This is a genomic window from Nocardia colli, from assembly GCF_008704205.1.
GTDB classification, from domain to species: Bacteria; Actinomycetota; Actinomycetes; order Mycobacteriales; family Mycobacteriaceae; genus Nocardia; species Nocardia colli.
The window spans coordinates 29,700-52,356 of sequence record NZ_VXLC01000026.1 but is presented as its reverse complement, the minus strand read 5'-3'; the positions used below and the strand labels follow the sequence as shown (position 1 = coordinate 52,356).

The following is a 22,657-nucleotide window of genomic DNA, read 5'->3' as shown; positions in this document are numbered from 1 at the left end:
GGTCAAGCCCGCTGGGTGGTGGCGCCGGGGGACAGCGCCGGGATTTGTTGCCGGCCTTCGGCGGAACGCTTTCTGGCGGCCTTCGTCCAGGTGGACAGCCAGGCGTAGCTGCCACGGATCGCGCAGACGAGCGTGAGCGCGAAGAACAGCGTGTACACGATGTCGACGGCCATCATCAGTCCGTACACGGTAGCCACCGAGGCGCCGAACATGAATTGCACGCGCGCCGGGAACGGCGTCGTGCCGGGGTCGGTGATCATGTAGTTGGTGAACAGGATGAAGGCGGTGCCGGTCATCGTGCCGAGCGCGGCGACCAGGGCGACGTCGAACACCGCGTGCCGGACCAGGGCCTGGATGACGAACCCGCCGAGCCAGCCGACGATCAGCGGCACCCGGCCGACCAGGGTCGCGTTGATCACCGAGCCCGCGACGAGCAGGACCAGCGGGACCGCGATCCGGAACATCGTGTTGATGTTCTCGCCGAATTCGTACGGCGGCGCGATGCTGACCCAGGTGCTGAAGAACAGCAGCGCCATCGTGATCCCGAAGTTGGACGGATTCATGAAATGGCGCATGCGCCCGGCGAACGGGGCCTGGAATACGTACTTGCTGGTGATCGCGGCCGCCACGGCGAAAAGGACCGGCCAGAATTGATTGTTGGCGTAGAGCAGCATATTCACGGCCAACGCGGTGATATGAGCCGGTAGCAAGAACTCGTATACGCCGCGGGCTCCGCAACCGAGGAATCGCGGTGCGGTGCTACGCGACCACGCGGTAATCCACTCGAAAACCAGGTCGATCGCATAGGACGCCAAGAGCGCCAGAATGGGCCACAGCGGTGGTTGTTCGAAGCCGAGCAGGGTGTAGCCGATGATATTGAGCACGCTGAGCGAGATGGCGAAATTCCGGAGGGCCAGATATCGCACATCTTTCTTGACCGGTGGGGCGGGCTTCCGGTCAGTGGGCGTTGCGCCGTTGGTGGCGGGCGGTGCGACCGCCGTCGTGGCCGGCCGATCGCCATTGGTTGTTTTCCGGTTGAGCAGAGTCATGGTTTCGTGATCCCCTCGGCGATCTCGGTGGCCGTGTCGGTCAGCATCAGGGTGTGTGCGCCGGGCGCCAGTTGGAGTGTTTGGTGGTGTGGGACGCCGGCGTTGTCGAGCCATTCGACGTCCGCGGAGACCGGGGTGGTGGCCGCGCCGAGTCCGAAGTGGACGTCGAAGCTGCGCTTGCCGCTGTGCCCGCTGCCGCCGTCGAGCTGGCTGCGCATGATCCGGCCGTCGGCGGTGCGTACCGTGACGATCGCGTTGTAGGCCGGCTGTGCGGCGCCGGTCGCGGGCGTCCCGGTGGCGGGGAGTGCCGGTCGGCACAGCCGCAGGGCCAGCGAGTTACCCAGGTGCGGTGAACGATTCGCGAAGAAGGCGGGCGGCCCCCACTGGCGGGCGACGGCGAAGTCGAGCCTGCCGGTGCCGGTGGTGTCGCCGATGGCGACCCCGCGGGTCGGGATCGGCGCGTTGGTGCCGACCTGCTCGGTGATGTCGACGTACTTGCCGTCGTTTCCCTTGGCGTACAGCGCCATCGGGTGCCGGCCCGCGATGTCGTCCCCGGGGATCACCCGCGGCCACATGCCCGGGTCGTGCAGCACGACATCGTTGGTGGTCGCGAGCTCCTGCAGCCAGGGCCATCGGTTGCTGCCGCCGCTGCCCTGGACGAACCCGGCGGTCTGGAGCACGTCGAGGGTGCCGGAGTTGCGCAGATCGGCGGCCTTCATGTCCCAGCCCCACCCCGTCCAGGCCAGCCCGAGCTGCTGGGCCTGCTGGGTGAACGGCGCGTGGCCGGCCGCGAGGTCTCGGCGCATGTCGTCCGGCGTGTTCGTATCGTTGCGCCAGACGAAGTTGCTTTCCTGAATACCCCACGCGGTGGTGATATTGCTGACCACCATGTCGAATTTGCCGCGGTTGTACATATCGGCGAAATCGACGCCCATGCCCTTGAACGAGTCATTTCCGAGTATGAAAGATTTGGGGTCGGTCCAGGTTCGGTTACCGGTTGCCGTGGTGAATCGGATAGTGCCCGGCGTCGATTGGTTGAGCAGCAGATGGTCATGGCCGAAGTCGTTGCCGATATAGAGCTCGGGGAGTAGATCGGCGGTCATGTCGCCCGCACCGAGCGCCAGGGTCCAGCCGGTACTGACGTCGATCGGTATAGCGCCCTTCTCCTCGATGTATTTCGGTTGTCCGGCCGGGTCGTTACCCGTCCACCGGAATACGCGCTCGCCCGCGGCGTTCTTCGCACTCGACATCGAGTCGTTCATGACGACGTCCGGACGCCCGTTCGGGTCGAGTACCCCGGAGTTCGGGAAATAGTTCCCGAAGACGATGTCCGGACGGCCGTCACCGTCGAAGTCGGCGATCGACACGGCATTGGTGTTCCAGCGTTCGCCTTGGTACTGACCTTGCGTGGTCCCCGAGGGGATCACTTCGGCCGGGACGTAGGCCGGCGCCGGATTCGCGGCATCGCCCTTGTGCAGGAACATGATCGGCGTTCGGCCCCAGTAGTAGACGAGCAGATCCATGCCGCCGTCGCCGTTGAAGTCGCCGGGGGCACAACCCATCGGCGCCATCGTCGAATCCATCGGGATCGGGTCCGGACGGAGCACGAACGGGGTGAAACGGTCGGTCGGCGCCGCGGTCGGCGTGTAGGTCACGATCACCGAGTCGGTGCGGGTGTCGACGATGCACATGCCATCGGATCGCCCGTGCCCGACCAGATCGTTGATCGCGATCGAAGCGCCGACGGAGGAGATCCAGGAGCGAATGTTCTGATACGCCGGGTTCACCTCGCGCACCGATTTCATCGGCAGCTGGTCGTATCCGGGTGGCATGGCGATCGGCATGGACTCGAACTTGTAGTCCTGCGCCACCGCGGCCGGATCCTCGGTGGCGACCTGCGCTTGCGCGATCAGAAAGGTGGACGCCAGCAGCGCCACCGCGCCGATCGCCGGGGCCAAGGCGCGCATTCGGAATTTCATGTTTCGGCCTTTGCGGTTGTGTCCGGGGCTGCGGAGGCGGTCGGGTCGGAAGGCTCTGCGGTCAGGCACCGTTGTCGTATTCGCTCGCGCCAGACCTCGAATCCAGGCCGGCCGTTGATGGTCAGATCCACCGGCCGGGTCTCGATCGCGAGCGCGGCCGCGTCGTCGACCTGCCCGCCGGTGAGAATCGCCACGGCGGCTTCGGTATTCGGCTGCACGATGCCGGCGCGGGAGCGTGCCTCGGCGGCGAACGTCGCACCCTGACCGATGTCCTGCCGGTAGGCCGACGCCCGGTCGCGCAACGTGGCGAGCTCGGCGGCGCTCGCGCCGCCGGCGTAGGTCGCCGCCAGGCCGAGTCCGGCGAACAGGTCCGGCCGCCGCTCCGCCGCGAACCCGTCGATGATCGTGCACGCGGCCGCCGGATCGGCGCCCGAGACGAACCACAACGCGCGTCCGATTCCCTGATCGATCGCACGCGGCACATAGTGCGGGTGCCGGGTCGACACGACGGGCGGGATCGGGTCAACATACTGTCGTTTTACGTAGTGATCTGTGTGGAAGTAGGCCTGGTGAAATCCGTAGCCGTCCAAGGCAAGCCAGATCAGCACCGGATCGGTCGCCCCGGTCAGCGCCGCTCGGTGCAGGGGCCGGGGAAGCCTGGCCAGCGCCCAGCCAACGCCCACGTAGATCATGTAAAGGTGTTCGCCTGCTGCGGTGATGAAGTCGGTCACGTGGTGGTTGTGCCCGATCGGCAGGCCGTCCCGGATCGCCAGCGCCATCGCGGCGCCCTCGAACGCGAAACCCCTTCGCTCACTCTCGATTTCCGATAAAAACGCCGCTGTCTCGGCGGCCGTGGCCCGCTCGGCGCCGACCCCGAATCCCGCGAGGAACGTTGTGCCCGCCATCTCCAAAGATGCTGCGGCGTAAGGATTTCTGGCCGGAAAGCCGCGAACCTTCAACGTTGCCTGCCGGACATCCGGCGTCAGGATCTTCCGGCGAAGCCCACCCAATGCGGAGACCATCTGAAGCCCTCCTTCGCAGAAACGTGTACTCCAGATTGACATCCGGCCGCGTCTGGGGCTTCTCCCTCGTTGCTCAATCTACGAAATGGAAGTATTCTACCGTCCAGTTGAATCAATCAATCGCGGTGGCGAACTGAGCCACCGTTGGGCACTCCGCTCGCCTGCTTCGCCGCATCGGGGCTACGGGGCTTGCGTCGGGGCTACCGGGCAAGGGGGTGCTGAGCAGGAGTGGAACCCCCTGCGGAAATCGACGGCTTCACTTACCAAGCATTCATCCCGCAGCCGATGGGCTACCGGCATTTCGTCGTGGCGCGCGGCCTGTGGAGCGACATCTGAATGGTTTTACCTTCGGTGCCAGCGGCGGCGGTCAGTTCCACATCATCGGCAGCGGCCATGTTTTGTTGCCGAAAGCACCGGCGCTATTTCTTACTTCTGCGGCCGGCTCCGGCATCCTGGATTGTTTTGAGTTTGGAGAGTTCGTGTCGGATCATATCGATGACAGCATCAAGTACATGTGGGAAAACTGTGGGCAGCAGGTTACCTTGGACGATCTCGCCGATGTCGCAAAATGCAGTAAATTTCACTTCGTCAGACGGTTTCGCGCGGAGACCGGCTGGTCTCCCGCCCGGTTTCTCGCGGCCATCCGGCTGGCCCGAAGCAAGAAATTGCTGGCGTCGACGTCGATGAAAGTTTCCGAGATCTCCTATGCTGTCGGGTACCTCAGTTACGGGACATTCACCTCGCGATTCACCGAAGCGGTCGGACTGAGTCCGTCACAGTACCGCCGCTACGTCCGCGGCGAGCGGGTTCCGTTGAGATGGTCCGAGCAACACGCCAACTGTGGCAGAGAATCCAGCACTCCGTTATTGCGCGGCAAATTGTCCGATCCAGGGGGAGCCGTGGTAGGCCGCCGGTATATGAGTATCTTCTCCGCGGCCAACCCGATGACGTCGGCCGCTGCGTTGCTCATTGTCACAGACCAAGGGGCGTTCAGTATCAGTTGCCTACCGCCCGGGAAATGGATTGCGCGGGCGATCTCGGTCTCGACCGTTCGGGACGACCGAAGTCGCCGGGTAACCCGGGACGTCCGGGTCGGCATCTGTGAGTTCCGGCTTCGGGAGAACGATCGACTCGAAATCGGTATCACGTTGCGCGAACGGACGATTCGAACCGCACCCTTCTTGCTGGCGCTGCCGCAGCCTTGAGGCGCGCCGCATTTCGGCTCCACGACCGCGACGCGCGCGGGGCCGGCGCAGGTGTTCGTGGAATCGCTGCGGCGTGATCGGCGAGATGGGATTCTGAAACCGCAAGGGAGAGACCAGGGCTCAACGTCGAGCCAGGTGGCTGCGGCGTCGCGCCGCAGCCGTCGCTGGTCGTGCAACTGCCGCGTCGGTACGCGGGTGCGGCTTTCATCTCGTCCGCTGTCCGTGCGGTAAGAACGGAGATATCTGTGTCCAGCCAAAGACATGTGGACTCGTCGATCGATCAATCCGACGGTGGAGCTCGCCCCGCGCCTATTCGGCGGCGCACCCGGGCCTTCTGGTTCGGGCTCGCCGCAACAACTCTCGGTACCGCGCTGCACTTCCCGATGTACTGGGAGTCCAGGCACATGGGGTATCACATGGCCGACATGCCCATGGACACATCGATGATCATCGGCATGGCGCTGATCGTCGTCGGTCTGGTGGTCACCACCTACGGGCTCATTCCGGTTGGGGCACACCGTGATCAGGTGGCGAACCTGCGGGTGCGCGCGCTCGACGACGCTCCGATCAACCGGGTACACGTGGTCCTGCTGCTCGTGATGGCCGCGGCGATCACGATCGACGTGATGAAGCCGACCACGCTGGCGTTCGTCGTGCCCGGCGTCGCCAAGGAATACGGCCTGAAGACCGCCGCCAATCCCGGCGGCGGGCTGCCCGCGGCCCTGTTGCCGCTCGCGGGCATCTCCGGGACGGTGATCGGCTCGTTCCTGTGGGGCTGGCTCGGCGATCGGATCGGCCGCAAGGCGGCGATTCTGCTGGCCGGGGTGTTCTTCGTGGCGACCTCGGTGTGCGGCGCGATGCCGAGTTTCGAGCTGAATCTGCTGATGTGCCTGATCATGGGCATGAGCGCGGGCGGCATGCTGCCGATCGCGTTCACCCTGCTCGCGGAGACGATACCGGCCCGGCATCGCGGCTGGCTGATGGTGCTGATCGGCGGCGACATCGCGGGCGCCTACATCATCACCAGCTGGCTGTCGTCCACCATCGGCGACAGCTACGGCTGGCGGGTGATGTGGCTGATCGGGTTCCCGACCGGGTTGCTGACCATTCTGCTCACCCGCTGGATCCCGGAGTCGCCACGCTTCCTGCTCGCGCTCGGCCGCCGCAAGGAGGCCGAGGAGGTCCTGCGCGTCTACAACGCCTCCATCGTCGAGGTCGAAAACTCCGAGCTGACAGTCGAATCCGGGGTCAAGGGCGGATTCCGCCGCCTGGTGCAGGCGCCGTTCGGCGGGATCACCACGGTCCTGGTGCTGGTCGGTCTCGGTGTCGGCCTGGTCGTCTACGGCTTCCAGCTCTGGCTGCCGACCAACCTGCGCCAGCTCGGGTACAGCGGCGTCTCGGCCGATCAGATCCTGCGCGACTCCGCGCTGATCGGCTTCCCGCTCAATTTCCTGGTCGCCTACTGCTATCACCGCTCGTCGAAGTGGACGATGGTGATACTCAGTGCGCTGCTTGCGGTTTCGCTGTTCGGGTTCGTCGTGCTCGGCGATCGGGTCGCGGACAGCAAGGTCCTGCTGTATGCGCTGCTCATTCCGCCGATCTGGGGCGCGAGCTCGGTGGTGGCGGTGCTCGTCGCCTATGGCGCCGAGGCGTACCCGACCCGAATACGTTCCCGCGGGACCGGTTTGGCGGCGGGCATGAGCAAAGCCGGCGGCATCATCGTGATCGCCCTGGTGGTGCTCGCCGTTGCGGCGCCGTCGATTTCGGTGACCGCGCTCATCAGCGCCATCCCGATGACCATCGCGGCGGCGGCCGGCATCGTCTTCCTGGTCGAGACGCGCCGCCGCTCGCTGGAGGAGATCACCGCCGAGGAACTGCGGGTAACCGCCTGACACACAGCCGAATTCGGGTACCGCCGAAGCGGCGTCGCACTGTGGACATCTACGGGTAAGCGTGCATCCAGCCGATCCGCAGCAGCCACAGTGCGGCGCCGCAGAGCGTGACGTAGACGATCAGCCAGGGGAGGGGCGAGAGGTAGTTTCGCATTCGGTCTCCGTCCCCATCGGTAAATGCCGGTGGTTCAAGTGATTTCGGCTGCGCAATAGTGTCGCGCACAGCGACGTCTCCGACTTCGTCGGCCATATACGTTGCGGCACTGACAGATTGGACCTCTGCCGAGCGCAGAACGTCGCGATATCGATAAGGATAGCAAGCGAAAACCGCGCCCACGGCGAATTCAACCCACCCGGTCCGAACCGTCGAATCACGGCTCGCAGCGGAAGCGGATCGCGGTCACAGAAAAAGCACTGTCCGGCAACGGATCGACGCCGAAATCGGCCCCATAATCAGGAATCGGTACTGCCGCATAACCGTTCGATCAAATTGCCCGAACCAACGCTCTACCGCAGCAATTCCATAGTAATCGCATATCGCCTCGATTCAACTTATGCGGCAGTTAGTTTCGGGGCTCGCCGTCGTCACTGTCGCGCAGGGAATGGATCATGCTCCGCAGGATTCGGAGCGCGGCCGACTGATCGGTCTCGGTCAGGCCGGTCAGCATTCTGACCTCGACGGAGCGGACCGCGGCGCTCGCTTTCTCGAGCTTCCGCCGGCCGAGGGGAGTGAGCCGGGTGGGTAGTACCTTCCCGACCGGCGCCGCCGCGGGCCTGGTCACGTGGCCCTCGCGTTCCAGGGTTTGCAACAGCACGTTCATCGTTTGCCGGGTCACGAACGCACCCCGGGCGAGCTCGGAGTTCGACAACCCCGGTCGTTGCGCGAGCAGTTCGAGGCAGGAGTAGTGCGTCACGCTCATCCCCAGCGGACGCAGCACCTCCTCCATGGACACGCGCAGCGCACTCGACGCTTCTTTCAGCAGGTAGCCCAGTGACGTCTGCAGTTCGACGCCGGCCCCGTCTTGACTCATGTCAGTATTCTGACATACATTGATCCGTGTCAGAAGACTGACACGCAAACCGAAGGAGCATCATGCCCGCCACCGGCCCCGACTTCATCTCGCTACAAGCCCGCGACCTCGACGCATCACAGGCGTTCTACGAGCAGTACCTCGGCCTCGTCCGCTCCCCGGCCGGCCCTCCGCACGCCGTCGTCTTCGAGACCAAACCGATCGCCTTCGCCCTCCGCACACTCGTCCCCGGCACCGACCTCACCGCCGCCCCCCACCCCGGCCTCGGCGCCGCAATCTGGCTGCACGCCACCGACGTCCAGTCCATCCACGACGCCCTGCTAGCCGACGGCCACCCCATCATCACCACCCCGATAGACGGCCCCTTCGGCCGCACCTTCACCTTCGCCGACCCCGACGGCTACCACATCACCCTCCACGACCGCGTCTAGACTGAGTGATGTTGCTGGATCAGGGGAGGATGGTGGAATGGCTGAACTGGATGGTGCGCTCGACGCGCTGATCGATACGTACTGTGCGGGATGGAGTGATCCGGATCCGTTGCGGCGGCGGAAGTTTCTCGGCGAGGCGTTAGCGGACGGCGCGACTTATACCGATCCGACCGTGCACACCATCGGGGTCGAGGAGTTGGCTTCGCATATCGATGGTGTGTTCGCGCAGCAGCCGGGAATGCGGGTGCTGCGGGTCAGCAACGTCGATGCGCACCACGGGGTGGCCAGGTTCGGGTGGCGGCTGGTGCAGGCGGACGGCACGGCGTTGCCGGACGGAGTGGATTTCGTGGAGATCTCGGCGGAGGGGCGGATCCGCAAGATCGTCGGATTCTTCGGCGGGTTGCGCAGCATCTAGCCGTTCCGCAAAGACCGCGTTGCACTTAGGCCTCGCCGAACTCGATTACCGCATCAACCGGTACAGCAGCCACAGTGCCAGCGCGACCGGTGTCAGGATCGCTGTGAACAGGATTCCGGCGAACATTCCGTAGCCGTGTGGGTCGAAGGCCAATCCGGTGATGCTGAGCAGCGCTTCGCCGACCAGCAAAGCGATCAACGCGACGGTTGAGACAAACGCGCCGAGCACGATTCGCCGGAGCACGGTTCGCAGGACGCTGGTGCGGTCCGGAGTGTTCGGCTCGGCGGGTGCCATCATTTCGGGTCAGGAGTGCAGACGGTCAGAAACGACTTCTGGTTCTCCTGTTGGACTTTCGCCGCGTCCATCCAGCCCTGTGGGCCGAACAGGTAACTTCCGGACGGGTGCCGGGCCGACTCGCGCAGGACCTGGCCGAGGTCGACCCTGGCACCGTTTGCCTCGGGACCGTCGACGGAGAAGTTGAGCGAGCCGGCCTTGGTCCAGTCGTAGCCGGCGGGCAGCGGTTTCTGGACCTGGAGCGGTCCATCGGAGCCGTCGGCAGTCGGCAGCAGATCCATGCGCTCCACCGGCACCCCCGGCGGCGGCGCGGTCCACCGCTGCTCCGTGCTCTTCTCGGTGCCGGAGTCGAAGATCAACGTCAGGCCGGTGACGCCCGCGCACGGGGTGCCCGTCCACAGTTTCAGTACCCCGTCATCGACGCGGAACCCGGCCGCCGGCGGCAGCGACGGCTCGAACTGCGCCTTGCTGTCGCACGCCGCGGTCACCGCCGCCACCAGCAAGGCAGCGCAGGCGACTTGCGGCCACCTAATACCCGCCATCGGCAAGCCCCGCGTCCTCCTCGGTCTCGTTACCGCCGGTGACCTGCTCCCACACGTAGGAGGCGAGGAAACCCGTGTAGCCCTCTTCGGCCCACTGCTGAGAATGGCGCTCCTCGTGATGCAGATACCGGTCCAGGTCGAGTTTGCCCTGGTACGGGCCGTTATCGTTTTCGTACCACGCGTGACCCGACCTCGCCACCTCGCGAATCTGCTGCGCCGGATCCTTTGCGTCATCGACGTTCAGCATGAACGTATCGCCCCAGGTAGTTCCACCGTTCTGGCTGAACTGGTCCTGGATCAGATTGCCGCCCAAGCCCATCATCATGCCGTTCGGCGTGGTCACCAACCGCCCACCGTTGCCGTGCACGAACCCGACATCTTCGTTGTAGCTCCAGTCGTTCTTCCCTTGCCGCTCGGTGATGCGCCGCAGTTCCGCGGAGCTGTACGGGGTCGGCGGGAAGTCGGTCGGATGGTCTTTGCCGTAGTCGGTGCCCGCGTTCAAGATATACGTCATCCGCACCGCCTTGGCGGCGTCGGCCGCGCTGATGTTGGTCGGCATCAGGAAGAACGACTTGAAGATCCCGTCCCCGTCCGCGTCCTCGCGGATCTCCTCCATCCCGTCGAGGATCTTGAAATCCTCCGGCGTGATGTGGTGTTCGGAGATGATCTGCTTGATCGTGTCGAGCGAAACGCCCCGGCGCACCGCGTTTTCGAGCCACTGCCGGTAGTAGCCGGTCACCGGCGGCCCGGTCAGCAGCCCGGCGTCGCGCAGCGCCTGCTCCAGCTCGGCCACCTGGGCGTCGATCTCGCCACCCTTCCTGGCGTCGTCCAGGGTGGTCGCGCCGTGGTCGCTGATCTTGCGGTCCTGCGCGAGTTGCATCACCGCGGCGAGGCCGGCGTCGATGTTGTGCGCCGTGGTGAGGATCGCCTTGGTTTCGGTGATCAGCTGTTGCCGGATGGTTTCGCGGTGGCGTCGGATCTCGGCGCGATCTTCGGCCTCGGTCCGCGACTTCGGCGGGGGATCGGCGGGTTTGTTGTCCACGATCGCGCCGTCGGCGGCGATGCCGAACTGGTAGGTGTCGGCGAGGGCGTCGTTGTTGGCGACCCGGTTCTTCAGGGCGGTGACGTCGTCGGAAACATCTTGCAGGGCACGGTCGACGGCGGACAGTTCCGCGATCAGGATCTCGGCGTTGTTCCGCGTGGTTCCCAGTGAACTGCGTGCCTTATCGCTCGCGGGGCCGTGCCACTGGGGCAGCCGCCTGGCGTCGTCGAGCTCGTCCTGCAACCCGATGAGTTTGTCCCGCCGCCCGCGCAGGTTCTTGGCCGTGGTGTCGAGTGCGCCGGCATCCCATTTGCGGACGTCGTGGTAGCTGATCGTCATGGCCCGAACGCACTTTCGGCTTCTTTTTCATTGTCGGTGTACAACTGCGCGGCCGATGCGATCGTTCCGCTCCACTTGCCGATCTCGTCCGCCCACCCCGTCGAGCGTTCGTTGAACGTCGTCGCCAGCTTGGGCGCGTTCTTCGCCGCGTCCCCACCCGGCAAGGCGGTCGCGATCGCGTCCAAGCCGGTACCCGGGTTCACCACCTTGGCCTGGGTCTCGGCGGAGCCCGCCGCCTTGGCCGCATCCTTCAGCTGGCTGATCTCGACCTCGAACCCGCTCACCGCGCGTGCCCGCTATCTGTGCGGGCTGTTCTGCCCTGCGTCTTTTCTTCTGGCACCGAATTCTCCCCGGGCGCACTATCCATGGTGTGTGTAGTGCGTAGACGCAGATGGTATCGCCCATCGAGTTCCACCTCTGCCCCTATTTCCGGGGCTCCCGGGCCGGCTTCTCGTCAAAGGTGTTCTGCCGGAAGACTTCCTGGCACAGCAGAGCGGCGGGTTCGCTCGGGTTTCGTCCGGATGGTGGGGGTGCGGCGGGCGCACCCCCACGGACCGGTCAGGCCGGGGTGTACTCCGCCGTGACGTCGACGATCCAGGTGACCCCGAATCGATCGGCCAGCATCCCGAAGGCGGGCGCCCACTGGGCCGGACCGAACGGCTCGATCACGGTCGCGCCCTTGGCGAGCCCCTCCCACACCGGCGTGACCTCGTCGACGCTCCCACCTCGGACGGAAAGGAAGAACCGCTCCTCGGTGATCGTGGTGCCGTTCTCCCGGCGCGTACTGGGCGTGACCGGCCCGGCAGGTGCGTCTCGCCCCGGCACGTCATACGCCATCACCCGAAAACCGTTGTCCGCGACAACCTGCCCGAACACCACATTCGTCGCCCCGGGCACCTCGGCGGGCATCCCGAAGTCGGCATAAGTGGCAATAGTGAGCTCCCCACCGAACACCGACCGATAGAACTCGAGCGCTTCCCGGGCCTGCCCGTGGAAGTTCAAATGAGCAACAGCATTGAGCGACATGATGTTCCAGTCCTTCACAAGCGAGTTCGCCACCGGAGATTTCCGGCGACGAATCCACGATGTCACCAGTAGCGGTCAGCAAGTGTCCGCTATTTGCGGCAAGCGGGAATCATGCCTACGACCCGCGCTACGGAAGGCGGGCAACCCGGCGTCGAGATTCCCCGGACCCCGCGTCGAAGCCGATGGGCGGGTCGACGCGGGATCGGGAAACATATTGTCGGACAGCCGGATTCGACTCTACGGGGACAGGACCGTCGAGTTCATCCAATCACTCACGGCGGCTTGATATTCCGCGGTGTTCGGGGCCAGATTGACCGAATGCCCGCTGTTCGGGAGGACGAACGCGCGTAACCGGGCGGCGGAGTTGAAGTATGGCGCTTCCTCGGCGGTCAGGGTCGCCGTGTTCGCGCAGGCGTTGAGGCACAACCGATCCGAGCTTCCGTTCACGACCAGCACCGGGACGTTGATGGTGTTGGTGATCGGCGGCACGGTGGAGGTGAGTCCGTCGGGATACTCGGTCAGCGCGAAGACGTCCTTGGTCGCCTCGTCGGTGGCGACCACCTGGGGATCGGCGCCTGCACCGTGGAAATCGGCGGCGCGGGTGCCGGGCCGCGTCGTCTGATAGCCGGGGTCGTAGCCCTGCCCCGCGAACTTGGGGTCCGCCGCGGCCGCTTGATAGGTGGCCACGACGGCGGTCACGCCGACCACGTCCAGGCTGTGCGAAAAGCCGGTGAGCAGAACGCCGTCCACATCGTGATGGGTACTGGCCTCGTTGACGGCGATCCCGGAACTGAGCGAGTGCCCGCCGGTAACGACCTTGCCGAAGGCATGCCCGCCCAGTTGTCCCTGGCGCAGCGCGCCGACGAGCTCGTGCAGGGCGACCACCGAGGTCGTCGCGGTCAGCAGCGCGCTGGGCGGCCTGCTGCTGGCACCCGTGCCGAACCGATCCACGACCAGGGTCGCGTACCCCACATTGTTCATCGCCCGCCGAAAACTATAGGTCTCCGGATGGTAGAGGAAATCCCAATAGGTGTGGTTGTAGTTGGAACCGGGCAGCAGCACCATGACGGTGTTCGTCGCGGTGCTCGGCAGGCACAGGGTCGCGGCCAGGTTTCCCAATGGCGGTTGCGGGAAGGAAATCGCCGAGCAGCCGCCCGGTGGCACGGGTTGCTCGGCCTGCGCTACGGCTGGTGCGAAAAGCAGAACCGTTGACGCGACAATTGTTCGGATGGCGACTCGCATGACGGGGATCTCCCCTCGGAGAATCACGGGAAGGCCTGTGTCGCATTCCCGTTCGATCTTTATGGTGCGGGGAGATTAGCTCGCGAACCGGACCGCGCGCTACGTCGATGCCGAAATCGAAGGCATTGTTGCGCAAAGGAAACCGAAAGTATCCGGTTTTACCGCCGGTCAAACAGTAAGCAGGCAGCCAGAATTCGCGACTCGACGCAGGAGTGTCGAGATCCGCGACGGCCTGATTTGTGCGCCGGGTGCGGTATCGAGTGGGCGCCCGTCGATACCGCACTGACCGTGATGGTTACTTCGCCTGGCCCAGGCCGAGTTCCGGGAGCAGGGTGAAGGTTCCGGGCGCGCTCGGTGCGGCAGGCTGGGGGGCCGCCGCGGATCCGATGACGGTCGTGGTGAAGATCGGTGCCGGCGACGGATAACAGGACACCGGGACGTTCACCGCGAACGGGCCCGCCTGCGCGTTGACGACCATGGTCAAGCCCGGATTCGTGTAGCTGGTACCGGCCAGCGTGGTCGTGATCGAGCCGGAGTTGCCTGCCTTCACGTTCACGGCGAGCGCCGGCAACGTGAAGGTCGAGCCGCCGGGCAGCCGGTCGGTCACCTTGATCGCCGCGTTGCCTCCACTGGTGTCGATCGTCGCGTGGACGGTGCCGCCGGACAGCGACGAGGACACGTAGGTGGAATTGGTCGGGAACGGCGCGATCAATTTCAGGTCACGCACATAATTGATCTTGTATCCGCCCTGATTCGCGGGAATCTGTCCCTGTCCCGCAACCAGATTGATGGCCACCGCGGAGCCTGGCGTCGCGGTTGCCGGTGCCGTGCCGTTGACCTGCATGGCCATCGTGGATTCCTGCGGCGCGCCGATCGGCGGCTTGGCCTGGCACTGGAAATTGACCGTCACCGGATCCGCCGAAGCAGGCCCCGCCAGCAGCGCGGGCGCCAGTGTCAGTGACGCAAGGGCCGCAATTGTGGTTATACGAAGGGATTTTGCCGAATGTGTTCTCATCGCTGTTCCTCGTGAATATTTCGGGCGCACGGACGACCGCAATGTGCCGGACGTGGCAGCGAGCAGTGAAATAACGAACCAGTCATCCGAAATTCAGATGCTTCTGATTGGTATAATGATTATGTGCAGAATGCACTGTCTAGATGAAGCAAGCTGACTGGGGATCCGACTGGGGAATGCCGCGGGAGTGTAGACGGTATAGAAAACCGACCGTACCGCTGCCCGGACTGTCGTGGACCTCGACAGCCCAAGGATTCAGGGGCTTGACGGATGCCGCGCCGTACCGGGCCGGGGAAGGTCCTGCGCGCATACGCGAAACCCGCTGGGCGACAAAGCCTTCCGGCAGAATCAAGCGGATTTTAACCCTCGCGCCGCCGCCTTCGGTCGGGGTATCCATATCCTCAGGTCCGAAAATCGGACAATCGACGTTGTCCTGCCGGGCCTCGACTGACCTGCGGCGCAACTCTATTGGGTAGGGGGGACTGAATTGGCTGTGCGGCAGGAATCCGGGAGCGTCGCAGCCCCGCCGGTAGGAAGCCGTTCCATCGTGCTGACCGCGTGTAGCGCGGTCGCCGCGGCGCAAATGGCGACCACCATCTATCTCCCGAGCATGCCCGCGCTGGGCGCCGACATCGGGGCCGGCGACGCGACACTGCAGCTGTCGGTGGCGGTCTTCGTGGTGTTCGCGGCGCTGCCCGTGGTCGCCTGGGGACGGGCGGCGGAACGATTCGGCCGGGTGCCCGCGTTCGTGGCGGCCGGACTGTGTTTCATCCTCGCCAGCGCGGGCCTCGCGCTGATCACGAACGCGCCGGAGTTGCTCGGCCTGCGGGTGGTGCAGGCGATCGGCGCGGGCGGCATCGCCGTCGTCGCCCGGATGATGATCAAGGACCTGTTCTCGGGCGCCGAACTCGCGCGCCAGCTTTCGCTGCTGTCGATGGCGTTCGTCGTCGCGCTCGGCGGCGGGCAGGTGGTCGGCGGCGTCCTCACCTCGACGGTCGGCTGGCGGTACGGCTTCGCGGTGCTGGCCGTGCTCGCCGCGGTACCCGTCGCGCTCGCCCTGCGGATCTCGCTGCCGAAGCCGGAGGCGAAGTCCCCGGCCAAGGGCACGGTGCGCAGGCTGATCGGCGATCGGAACTTCGTCGCCAGCGCGGTCGCCGGCGGCATCGGATTCGCCGTCATCGTCATGATCCAGCAGAAGTCGGCGTTCATCTTCACCGACCGATTCTCGTTGCAGCCGTGGGTATTCGGCCTCTTCGGCGTCCTGTACGGCGCGGCCTACCTGGCCGGTGCGACCTATGTGCGGCGCACCGTGCGCCGCGTCGGGGCGCACGCCATGATGCGGCAGGGCGCGTGGATCATGCTCGCCGGATGCGTGCTGATCACCGTGGTCTGGGTCTTCGATTCCCCTCGGGCGATCGCACTTCCGGTCTTTCTCGCCGGCTACATCGCGACCACGTTCGGCCAGGCGACCCTGTTCCCGAACAGCGCCGCGCACGCGGTCAGCCATCTCGTCTCCGGCGCCGCGATCGCGGTCACCTGGTGCGCGCTGATCCAGCAGGGCCTGGCGGGCATCGCCTCGCTGGCCGGACCGTCGCTGACCGGGCTGATCGCCTGGTCCACCGCGATCAGCCTGCTCGCCTTGGCGAACGTATTCATCGTGGCGGCACCGGAGAAGCCCGCCGCCACTTCCTGATTCACCGATCGACGTGCACGCCAACGAAGGAAATAAGGGGAATGGTTACTCATCAATTCGCCAACGTCCGGCGGCAGTTGCAACTGAGCAACTCCTTCTGGGACGACAGCGCAGCTCACGGCCTGGTCGACATCGTCGCAGCGGACATGCGCGACGGACACGTGCACGACCGTGACGGCCGCACGATCGTCAACTTCTCGTCCTACTCCTACCTCGGCCTGGACAGCGACCCGCGCATCGTCGCGGGCGCCCACCGCGGACTCGAGGAAACCGCGACCATCAATTCCTCCATTTCGCGCATGCGAATCCGGCTCGCACTGCTGGAGGAGGCCGAGCAACGCCTGTCGCAGACCTTCGGCGCACAGGCCGTCACGGTCTCGTCCTGCGCCGCCGCGGCCTGGGCGACCCTGCCGCTGCTGGCCTCCGGCGAGCTCACCGACGGCCACCCGCCGCTGGTCGTCTTCGACAAGAACGCGCACTTCTGTCTGAACGCGATGAAACCGCTCGTCGCGGACGAGACCGAACTGATCACCATTGCGCACAACGACATTGCCGCGCTGGAAGAGCTGTGCCGCAACCATGCGCACGTCGCCTATATCGCCGACGGCGTCTACAGCACGGGCGGGGGAGCGCCGCTGGCGGAGCTGTTCCGCCTCCAGGACGAGTACGGGCTGTTCCTGTATTTCGATGAGGCGCACGGCATTTCGACCCTCGGCCCGAGGGGGCGGGGATATGTTCTCGGCGCCTACGAAGGCTGGCGGGAAAAGACGCTCGTAATCGCCTCGCTCAACAAGGGTTTCGGCGCCAGCGGCGGCGTCATCTTCTTCGGCGCGCTCGGCGACGACGCCTTGAAGAACACCCTGCTGCGCACCAGCGGCCCGCTGATGTGGTCCCAGCGGATCAACACGGCCGGGCTCGGCGCCATCGTCGCGGCCTGCGACCTGCATGACGACGGCACGGTCGACGAACGGCAAAAGGCGTTGCAGGAACGGATTCGGCTCTTCGACTCGCTGGTCGACACCGAGCTGGCCGGCGACGGGCTGCCCATCCGCTTCGTCAGCATCGGCCAGGAGGACACCACCATCGCCGTGGCCAGGGACATGCTCGGCGCGGGCTTCTACACCTCGCCCGTCTTCTTCCCGATCATCCGCCGCGGCAGCGCGGGCCTGCGCCTCATGCTGCGCGCCGACCTGGAGCCCGACACGATTCGCCGATTCGCCGACACCCTGAACGCGAGTCTCGCCGCACATCAGGATCGAGCGGAGCAACCGGCATGACCATCACCGTCGAGCACAACACCGGATTCGAAGCACAACGCCGACTTCTCCGCGACCACAACGCGGGCATCGTCGCGCCGCGCCGCCGGACGGGCGACGCCAAACTGCCGGTCCGGGAACGGGTCAACCGCATTCTGGACCCGGGCACGCCGTTCCTGGAGATCGGCCGGCTGGCCGCGCACGAGGTCTACGACACCGACCTGCCCGCTGCCGCGCTCATCGTCGGGATCGGCAGCATCCACGGCCGCCCCTGCATGGTGTTCGCCAACGACCCGCACGTCAAAGGCGGAACCTACTACCCGCTCACCATCAAGAAGCAGTTGCGCGGGCAGAAACTGGCGCGCGAATACCGCCTGCCGTGCGTGTATCTCGCCGACTCGGGTGGCATCTACCTCCCCTTGCAGGAGGAGATCTTCCCGGACGAAGAGCATCTCGGGAAGATGTTCCGCAACATCGCGGAGATGTCCGCCCTCGGCCTGCCGCAGATCTCCGCTGTGCTCGGAATCTGTACTGCGGGAGGCGCTTACATCCCCGCGATGAGCGACGAGACGGTCATGGTGAAGGACCTCAGCACGGTCTTCCTCGGCGGCCCGCAGTTGGTGGAGGCCGCCACCGGCATCAAGGTCGACGCGCAAACCCTCGGCGGCACCGACCTGCACGTGCGTGAGACGGCCGTCGCGGACCACCTGGCCATGAACGAGGTGGAAGCGCTGGCGATGGTGCGCGATATCGTCGCGCGCACACCGGGCGATCAGGTCCGCCCACCGGCCTTCGCGGCGCTCGAGCCTGCCGACGATCCGGCGCGGCTGCCGGAGCTGATTCCGGCCACCACGAAGAAGGAGATGAACGTTCGCGCGATCCTGCGCTGCGTCGTCGACGCCACCTCGTGGACGGAATACCGCAAGGACTACGGCATCACCATGGTCTGCGCGACCGCGCGGATCGCCGGCTACGAGGTCGGGATCGTCGCGAACCAGGGCGTGATCTTCCCCGACAGCGCGCTCAAGGCGACCAACTTCATTCAGATCTGCAATCAACGCCGCATCCCATTGCTGTTCGTGCACAACGTGAGTGGCTTCATGGTCGGCGAGCAATACGAACGCGCGGGCATCACCAAGCACGGCGCGAAGATGGTCAACGCCGTCTCCTGCGCGACGGTGCCCAAGATCTCGCTGGTGATCGGCGGCAGCTTCGGCGCGGCCAACTTCGCCATGTCCGGCCGTTCGATGGGCGGGCAGTTCATGGCCATGTGGCCGAACGCGCGCTCCACCGGCGTCGGCGGCGAGCAGGCGGCCGCGGTGATGGCAATCCTCAAGCGCGACAAGCTCCGTCGCGAGGGCAAGGAGTTGAGCGCGGAAGCGGAAGCGGCGATCAAACAGCCGATCATCGACAGTTTCGAACGCCAATCGCACCCGGCGTATATCGCCGCCCGGATGTGGGTCGACGCGGTGGTCGAGCCCGAGGACACCCGCACCTGGCTCGCCCAGTGCCTGTCCCTGGCGCATGAACGCTGGGATCGGCCGCAGCCGGCCGCCGGCACCTTCGGGGTGTTCCGCCTGTGATCAGCACGCTGCTCATCGCGAATCGGGGTGAGGTCGCGGCGCGGATCGCGCGGACCTGCCGCCGCCTCGGCATCGACTACGTCACCGTCAGCGTCGACGAGGATCGCGACCTGACCTATCACGACGGTGCGGTGGCCACCGTGCGACTACCCGCCACCGGCAGCCATCTCGATGCCGCCGCGTTGGTGCGCGCGGCTATTGAAACAGGTTGCGACGCAGTGCATCCCGGATACGGATTCCTCTCTGAGAACGCCGGCTTCGCCCGCGCGGTCCGCTCCGCCGGATTGGTCTTCGTCGGACCGAGTTCCCGGGTGATCGAGACCATGGCGGACAAGGCCTCCGCGCTCACCGTGATGGCCGAGGCCGGGGTGCCGGTGCTGCCCGGCACCCGGCAGGCGAGCGGCGACCTCGATGCCCTGGCTCGTGCGGCCGTGGACATCGGTTACCCGCTCATCGTCAAACCGGCCGGTGGCGGCGGTGGCAAGGGCATGTCGGTGGTGCGTTCCCCGGCCGAGCTGCGCGAGTCGCTGGCCTCGGCCACCCGGACCGCGACCGCGGCCTTCGCCGACGGCCGCCTGCATCTGGAACGGTATGTCGAGCACGCGCGCCACATCGAGGTGCAGGTCTTCGGCGACGAATTCGGCAGCGTCGTACACCTTTTCGACCGGGACTGCTCTCTGCAGCGCCGGCACCAGAAGGTGATCGAAGAGGCGCCGGCCCCGCGCATCCCGGACGCCATCCGCGCGCAGATCTTCGATGCGACGGTGCGCGGCGCCCAGGCGCTGAACTACGTCGGCGCAGGCACTTTCGAGTTCCTGCTGGTCGGCGAGGAGTTCTTCTTCATCGAGATGAACACCCGGCTACAGGTCGAGCACACGGTCACCGAGGAGATCACCGGCATCGACCTGGTGGACTGGCAGCTGCGGGTCGCCTCGGGCGAGCCGCTGCCCGCCACCCAGGAGCAGATCACCTACTCGGGCGCCTCGGTGCAGGTCCGGATGTACGCCGAGGACCCGTTCCGGGCGTTCCTGCCGTGTCCCGGTGCGCTCGAAGTGACGCACTGGCCGGACGTTCGGGTCGAGCGCGCCTTCGACCGGCACCTGACCGTCACCGGCGGATTCGACCCGATGATCGCCAAGCTCATCGCCACCGGAACCACCCGCGACGAGGCCCTCGCCGCCGCCCGGCGGGCCTGCACGGAGCTGCGCTGGACCGGCATCTCCACGAACCTCGGATTCGTCGCCCACGTGCTCGGTTCGCCGATCCTGGCGGCCGTCGAACACGACACCGCCTACCTCGACCGCATCGACCCGACCACGGAGTTCGCGGATCCAGATCTGCTGGGCGCCTTCGCCGTTGCCGCCGCATTGACCGCCCCCGATCGCGCGACGCCGTGGTCGGTGGGCGCGCCGACCGGCGACCGCGCGTTGCTCGATCCTGCCGATCACGACCTCGGCAGCATCGATCTGTCGGTCGACGGACGGCCGTTCACCGTCCGGGTCAACGGCTACGACGGCGACGCGGTGCGCGTCCGCGCGGACACCACCGACCCGGGTGTCGTGTGTGTACGAACCGGCGGCGACACGATTTCGGTCGGTTCGGCACCGTGTGTGGTCCGACGCGCCGGGGAGGCCTGGGCCATCCAGGTCGCGGGTGTGTCGCGGGAAGTGCGCTACGCCGAGTACCGCTCGTTCGGCGCCACCGAGGCCGATCCCGAGATCCGTTCGCCCATGCCGGGCACCGTCGTCCGGCTGCACGTCGAATCGGGCGTGCAGGTCGAAAAGGGCCAGCTGCTCGGCGTGGTCGAGGCCATGAAGATGGAGCACGAGCTGACCGCGACCCATCCCGGAATCGTCACCGTGACCGCGGCGGAAGGCGCGGTCGTCACCACTGATCAAGCACTGTTTCTCATCGAAGATAGGAGCGCCGCACTGTGATGCGGACTCGACGACTGGCCACAGCTCTCCTGCTGGCCACGGCCCTGCTGGCGACCGCGTGCGGCGGCTCGGACACCACGGCGGGCACCTCGGCGCAACCGAAGAGCGGCGGCTCGCTGACCTGGGGCGTGGAGACCGAGCCGACCACGCTCAATCCGCACCTCAACGGGCAGAGCAACACCCGGATGATGTTGCGCAACACCTACGAAACGCTGCTGGCCCGTACCCAGGACGGCGGCTACGTCCCCTGGCTGGCCACCGGCCACGAGGTGTCGCCCGACGGGCTGACCTATACCTTCACCCTGCGCGATGGGGTGAAGTTCACCGATGGCAATCCGCTGACCGCGGCCGCGGTGGCCCGCAACTTCACCACCATGCAGGACGTGGCCTACTCCGGCGGGTTCTCCTCCGGGCCGCTGTCCAACCTCGGCGGGGTGAGCGCGCGCGACGAGCGAACGGTGGTCTTCACCCTGAAGAACCCGTACGCCCCGTTCCTCGACTTCGCCTCCGGCTTCGACATCATCTCGCCCGCCGCGTTCGACAAGCCGCAGCTCAAAGCCGGTGGTCCGGAGATCGCGGGCACCGGGCCGTTCATCCTCGATCGCTACGTCAAGGGTCAGGAACTGCACTTCAAGAAGAACCCGGACTACAACTGGGCGCCGCAGAACGCCGCCCACCAGGGCCCGGCCTACCTCGACGAGCTGACCTACCGATTCCTGCCCGAGTCGTCGGTGCGCACCGGTGCGCTCACCTCCGGCCAGGTCGACCTGATCGAGGGCGTGTCCGGTAACGACGCGTCGCTGTTCGAGGGCGATTCCGACTACACGTATCAGCGCTCGCTGAACAACGGCAGCCCGTACACGCTGTACTGGAACGCCACCTTCGGCCCGGCCACGGACGAGAAAGTCCGTAAGGCACTGAACAATTCGGTCGACGTCGACGCGGTGCTGAAGTCGATCTATCGCGGCCAGCGCACCCGCGGCTGGGGTATCGCCTCCAGTGTCGACGCGCTGTTCTACGACAAGAGCATCGAGGGCGCCTACGGACCGAACAAGGATTCCGCCAACCGCCTGCTCGACGAAGCGGGTTGGACGGCAAAGGATTCCGACGGATTCCGGACCAAGAACGGCCAGCGCCTGACCATCGAGCTGGTCCAGGCCCAGTCCACCGTCCGTGATCAGCGCGAGGTGCTGCTGCAGGCGGTGCAGGCCCAGGCCAAGCAGAACGCGGGCATCGATCTGAAGGTCTCCTACGTCGATCTCGGCACCTACGCCGAACTGCGCAAGAACAACACCTTCGGCTCGATCGCCAACTCCGACACGCTCACCGGCGGCATCGACATCGAAAACCATTGGTACCCCTCGACTTCGAAGGGCACCCTGAACTACAGCCGGGCCGGCGATCCCGAACTCTCCGGCTGGCTCCAGGCCGCCGCCGCCACGATCGACAACCGCGAGCGCGCCAAGCAGTACGCGCAGTTGCAGCGGTTCGCGCTCGTGGACAAGGCGTATGGGCTGCCGCTCTACATTCCGGAGAATCAGATCGCGGCCGCCGCGCACGTGCACGGCGCGGGTTTCCGTCCGTACAAACAACTTCCGGAGAACTCCTACGACATCTGGATCGATCGTGGGTGACGCGGTGCGTGGCGAACCGGTGTGGTGTCG

21 protein-coding genes are annotated in these 22,657 nt (G+C 65.9%); 10 read left to right on the top strand and 11 right to left on the bottom strand.

Translation table 11 applies throughout. From position 1 onward, the window contains the following. Positions 1-2: 2 nt before the first annotated feature. The 3 genes from F3087_RS37490 to F3087_RS37480 are packed head-to-tail and all read right to left on the bottom strand — an operon-like array spanning position 3 to position 4,050. Positions 3-1,049: an enediyne biosynthesis protein gene (locus F3087_RS37490; protein ID WP_150406887.1), complete on the bottom strand. Its 1,047-nt coding sequence runs from the start codon at positions 1,047-1,049 to the stop codon at positions 3-5. Beyond that, a complete protein-coding gene (locus F3087_RS37485; RefSeq protein WP_223885646.1) occupies positions 1,046-3,028 on the bottom strand; it encodes a CRTAC1 family protein in 1,983 nt (660 codons plus the stop codon). Before F3087_RS37485 ends, F3087_RS37490 begins: the two co-directional genes overlap by 4 nt. Then, the gene (locus F3087_RS37480) at positions 3,025-4,050 is read right to left on the bottom strand and encodes a DUF1702 family protein (protein ID WP_150406886.1); all 1,026 of its coding nucleotides are present in this window, start codon (positions 4,048-4,050) and stop codon (positions 3,025-3,027) included. Before F3087_RS37480 ends, F3087_RS37485 begins: the two co-directional genes overlap by 4 nt. A 320-nt stretch (positions 4,051-4,370) precedes the next feature. Here F3087_RS37480 and F3087_RS37475 point away from each other — a divergent pair, with 320 nt between their 5' ends. Both F3087_RS37475 and F3087_RS37470 read left to right on the top strand, forming a co-directional pair. Beyond that, positions 4,371-5,255, top strand: a complete 885-nt coding sequence (locus tag F3087_RS37475) for a helix-turn-helix domain-containing protein (protein WP_150406885.1) — start codon at positions 4,371-4,373, stop codon at positions 5,253-5,255. A gap of 245 nt (positions 5,256-5,500) precedes the next feature. After that, a complete protein-coding gene (locus F3087_RS37470) occupies positions 5,501-7,147 on the top strand; it encodes an MFS transporter (RefSeq protein ID WP_150406884.1) in 1,647 nt (548 codons plus the stop codon). A 563-nt stretch (positions 7,148-7,710) separates the two neighbouring features. Here the strand turns inward: F3087_RS37470 and F3087_RS37465 are convergent. Then, positions 7,711-8,178: a MarR family winged helix-turn-helix transcriptional regulator gene (locus tag F3087_RS37465; protein WP_150406883.1), complete on the bottom strand. Its 468-nt coding sequence runs from the start codon at positions 8,176-8,178 to the stop codon at positions 7,711-7,713. 62 nt (positions 8,179-8,240) lie between these two features. Here F3087_RS37465 and F3087_RS37460 point away from each other — a divergent pair, with 62 nt between their 5' ends. Then, positions 8,241-8,609, top strand: a complete 369-nt coding sequence (locus tag F3087_RS37460; protein ID WP_150406882.1) for a VOC family protein — start codon at positions 8,241-8,243, stop codon at positions 8,607-8,609. Positions 8,610-8,646: 37 nt separating this feature from the next. Then, entirely contained in the window at positions 8,647-9,024 is a 378-nt protein-coding gene (locus F3087_RS37455; protein ID WP_150406881.1) for a nuclear transport factor 2 family protein, read from the top strand. Positions 9,025-9,069: 45 nt separating this feature from the next. Here F3087_RS37455 and F3087_RS37450 read toward each other — a convergent pair whose 3' ends face one another. The 7 genes from F3087_RS37450 to F3087_RS37420 form a co-directional block, all read right to left on the bottom strand. Then, complete coding sequence (locus F3087_RS37450) at positions 9,070-9,321, bottom strand: hypothetical protein (protein WP_223885645.1); 252 nt, start codon at positions 9,319-9,321, stop codon at positions 9,070-9,072. Next, the gene (locus F3087_RS37445) at positions 9,318-9,860 is read right to left on the bottom strand and encodes a hypothetical protein (RefSeq protein WP_150406880.1); all 543 of its coding nucleotides are present in this window, start codon (positions 9,858-9,860) and stop codon (positions 9,318-9,320) included. The genes F3087_RS37450 and F3087_RS37445 overlap by 4 nt, the downstream gene beginning before the upstream one ends. Further along, a complete protein-coding gene (locus tag F3087_RS37440; RefSeq protein WP_150406879.1) occupies positions 9,847-11,241 on the bottom strand; it encodes a hypothetical protein in 1,395 nt (464 codons plus the stop codon). Before F3087_RS37440 ends, F3087_RS37445 begins: the two co-directional genes overlap by 14 nt. Next, a complete protein-coding gene (locus tag F3087_RS37435) occupies positions 11,238-11,525 on the bottom strand; it encodes a hypothetical protein (RefSeq protein ID WP_150406878.1) in 288 nt (95 codons plus the stop codon). The genes F3087_RS37440 and F3087_RS37435 overlap by 4 nt, the downstream gene beginning before the upstream one ends. A 274-nt stretch (positions 11,526-11,799) precedes the next feature. After that, positions 11,800-12,267 (bottom strand): VOC family protein, encoded by a 468-nt coding sequence (locus F3087_RS37430; RefSeq protein ID WP_150406921.1) that lies wholly within the window; start codon positions 12,265-12,267, stop codon positions 11,800-11,802. A 237-nt stretch (positions 12,268-12,504) separates the two neighbouring features. Further along, positions 12,505-13,509, bottom strand: coding sequence for an alpha/beta hydrolase (locus tag F3087_RS37425; RefSeq protein WP_191094337.1), 1,005 nt, complete (start codon positions 13,507-13,509; stop codon positions 12,505-12,507). A gap of 295 nt (positions 13,510-13,804) precedes the next feature. Beyond that, positions 13,805-14,359: a cyclase gene (locus F3087_RS37420; RefSeq protein ID WP_150406877.1), complete on the bottom strand. Its 555-nt coding sequence runs from the start codon at positions 14,357-14,359 to the stop codon at positions 13,805-13,807. On the opposite strand from F3087_RS37420, the gene F3087_RS37415 reads away from it, so the two are divergent. The 6 genes from F3087_RS37415 to F3087_RS37390 all read left to right on the top strand — a co-directional run bounded on the left by F3087_RS37415 (position 14,352) and on the right by F3087_RS37390 (position 22,627). Further along, entirely contained in the window at positions 14,352-14,681 is a 330-nt protein-coding gene (locus F3087_RS37415) for a hypothetical protein (protein ID WP_150406876.1), read from the top strand. The genes F3087_RS37420 and F3087_RS37415 overlap by 8 nt on opposite strands. Positions 14,682-15,071: 390 nt before the next feature. After that, positions 15,072-16,217 carry an MFS transporter gene (locus F3087_RS37410; RefSeq protein WP_150406875.1) on the top strand — a complete coding sequence of 382 codons (1,146 nt, stop codon included), beginning with the start codon at positions 15,072-15,074 and terminating at the stop codon, positions 16,215-16,217. Positions 16,218-16,258: 41 nt separating this feature from the next. Beyond that, positions 16,259-17,494, top strand: coding sequence for an aminotransferase class I/II-fold pyridoxal phosphate-dependent enzyme (locus tag F3087_RS37405; protein ID WP_150406874.1), 1,236 nt, complete (start codon positions 16,259-16,261; stop codon positions 17,492-17,494). Next, positions 17,491-19,056 carry a carboxyl transferase domain-containing protein gene (locus F3087_RS37400; protein WP_150406873.1) on the top strand — a complete coding sequence of 522 codons (1,566 nt, stop codon included), beginning with the start codon at positions 17,491-17,493 and terminating at the stop codon, positions 19,054-19,056. Before F3087_RS37405 ends, F3087_RS37400 begins: the two co-directional genes overlap by 4 nt. Further along, the gene (locus tag F3087_RS37395; protein WP_150406872.1) at positions 19,053-20,993 is read left to right on the top strand and encodes an ATP-binding protein; all 1,941 of its coding nucleotides are present in this window, start codon (positions 19,053-19,055) and stop codon (positions 20,991-20,993) included. The genes F3087_RS37400 and F3087_RS37395 overlap by 4 nt, the downstream gene beginning before the upstream one ends. Beyond that, positions 20,993-22,627 (top strand): ABC transporter substrate-binding protein, encoded by a 1,635-nt coding sequence (locus F3087_RS37390; RefSeq protein WP_150406871.1) that lies wholly within the window; start codon positions 20,993-20,995, stop codon positions 22,625-22,627. Before F3087_RS37395 ends, F3087_RS37390 begins: the two co-directional genes overlap by 1 nt. Positions 22,628-22,657 lie beyond the last annotated feature (30 nt).

What these genes read in the sequence shown, in the direction of transcription:
- F3087_RS37490 (WP_150406887.1), bottom strand. Translation starts at nt 1,049, where the DNA reads ATGACTCTGCTCAACCGGAAAACAACCAATGGCGATCGGCCGGCCACG.
- F3087_RS37485 (WP_223885646.1), bottom strand. Translation starts at nt 3,028, where the DNA reads ATGAAATTCCGAATGCGCGCCTTGGCCCCGGCGATCGGCGCGGTGGCG.
- F3087_RS37480 (WP_150406886.1), bottom strand. Translation starts at nt 4,050, where the DNA reads ATGGTCTCCGCATTGGGTGGGCTTCGCCGGAAGATCCTGACGCCGGAT.
- F3087_RS37465 (WP_150406883.1), bottom strand. Translation starts at nt 8,178, where the DNA reads ATGAGTCAAGACGGGGCCGGCGTCGAACTGCAGACGTCACTGGGCTAC.
- F3087_RS37460 (WP_150406882.1), top strand. Translation starts at nt 8,241, where the DNA reads ATGCCCGCCACCGGCCCCGACTTCATCTCGCTACAAGCCCGCGACCTC.
- F3087_RS37455 (WP_150406881.1), top strand. Translation starts at nt 8,647, where the DNA reads ATGGCTGAACTGGATGGTGCGCTCGACGCGCTGATCGATACGTACTGT.
- F3087_RS37450 (WP_223885645.1), bottom strand. Translation starts at nt 9,321, where the DNA reads ATGATGGCACCCGCCGAGCCGAACACTCCGGACCGCACCAGCGTCCTG.
- F3087_RS37445 (WP_150406880.1), bottom strand. Translation starts at nt 9,860, where the DNA reads ATGGCGGGTATTAGGTGGCCGCAAGTCGCCTGCGCTGCCTTGCTGGTG.
- F3087_RS37440 (WP_150406879.1), bottom strand. Translation starts at nt 11,241, where the DNA reads ATGACGATCAGCTACCACGACGTCCGCAAATGGGATGCCGGCGCACTC.
- F3087_RS37430 (WP_150406921.1), bottom strand. Translation starts at nt 12,267, where the DNA reads ATGTCGCTCAATGCTGTTGCTCATTTGAACTTCCACGGGCAGGCCCGG.
- F3087_RS37425 (WP_191094337.1), bottom strand. Translation starts at nt 13,509, where the DNA reads ATGCGAGTCGCCATCCGAACAATTGTCGCGTCAACGGTTCTGCTTTTC.
- F3087_RS37415 (WP_150406876.1), top strand. Translation starts at nt 14,352, where the DNA reads ATGGCCATCGTGGATTCCTGCGGCGCGCCGATCGGCGGCTTGGCCTGG.
- F3087_RS37420 (WP_150406877.1), bottom strand. Translation starts at nt 14,359, where the DNA reads ATGGCCATGCAGGTCAACGGCACGGCACCGGCAACCGCGACGCCAGGC.
- F3087_RS37405 (WP_150406874.1), top strand. Translation starts at nt 16,259, where the DNA reads ATGGTTACTCATCAATTCGCCAACGTCCGGCGGCAGTTGCAACTGAGC.
- F3087_RS37400 (WP_150406873.1), top strand. Translation starts at nt 17,491, where the DNA reads ATGACCATCACCGTCGAGCACAACACCGGATTCGAAGCACAACGCCGA.
- F3087_RS37390 (WP_150406871.1), top strand. Translation starts at nt 20,993, where the DNA reads ATGCGGACTCGACGACTGGCCACAGCTCTCCTGCTGGCCACGGCCCTG.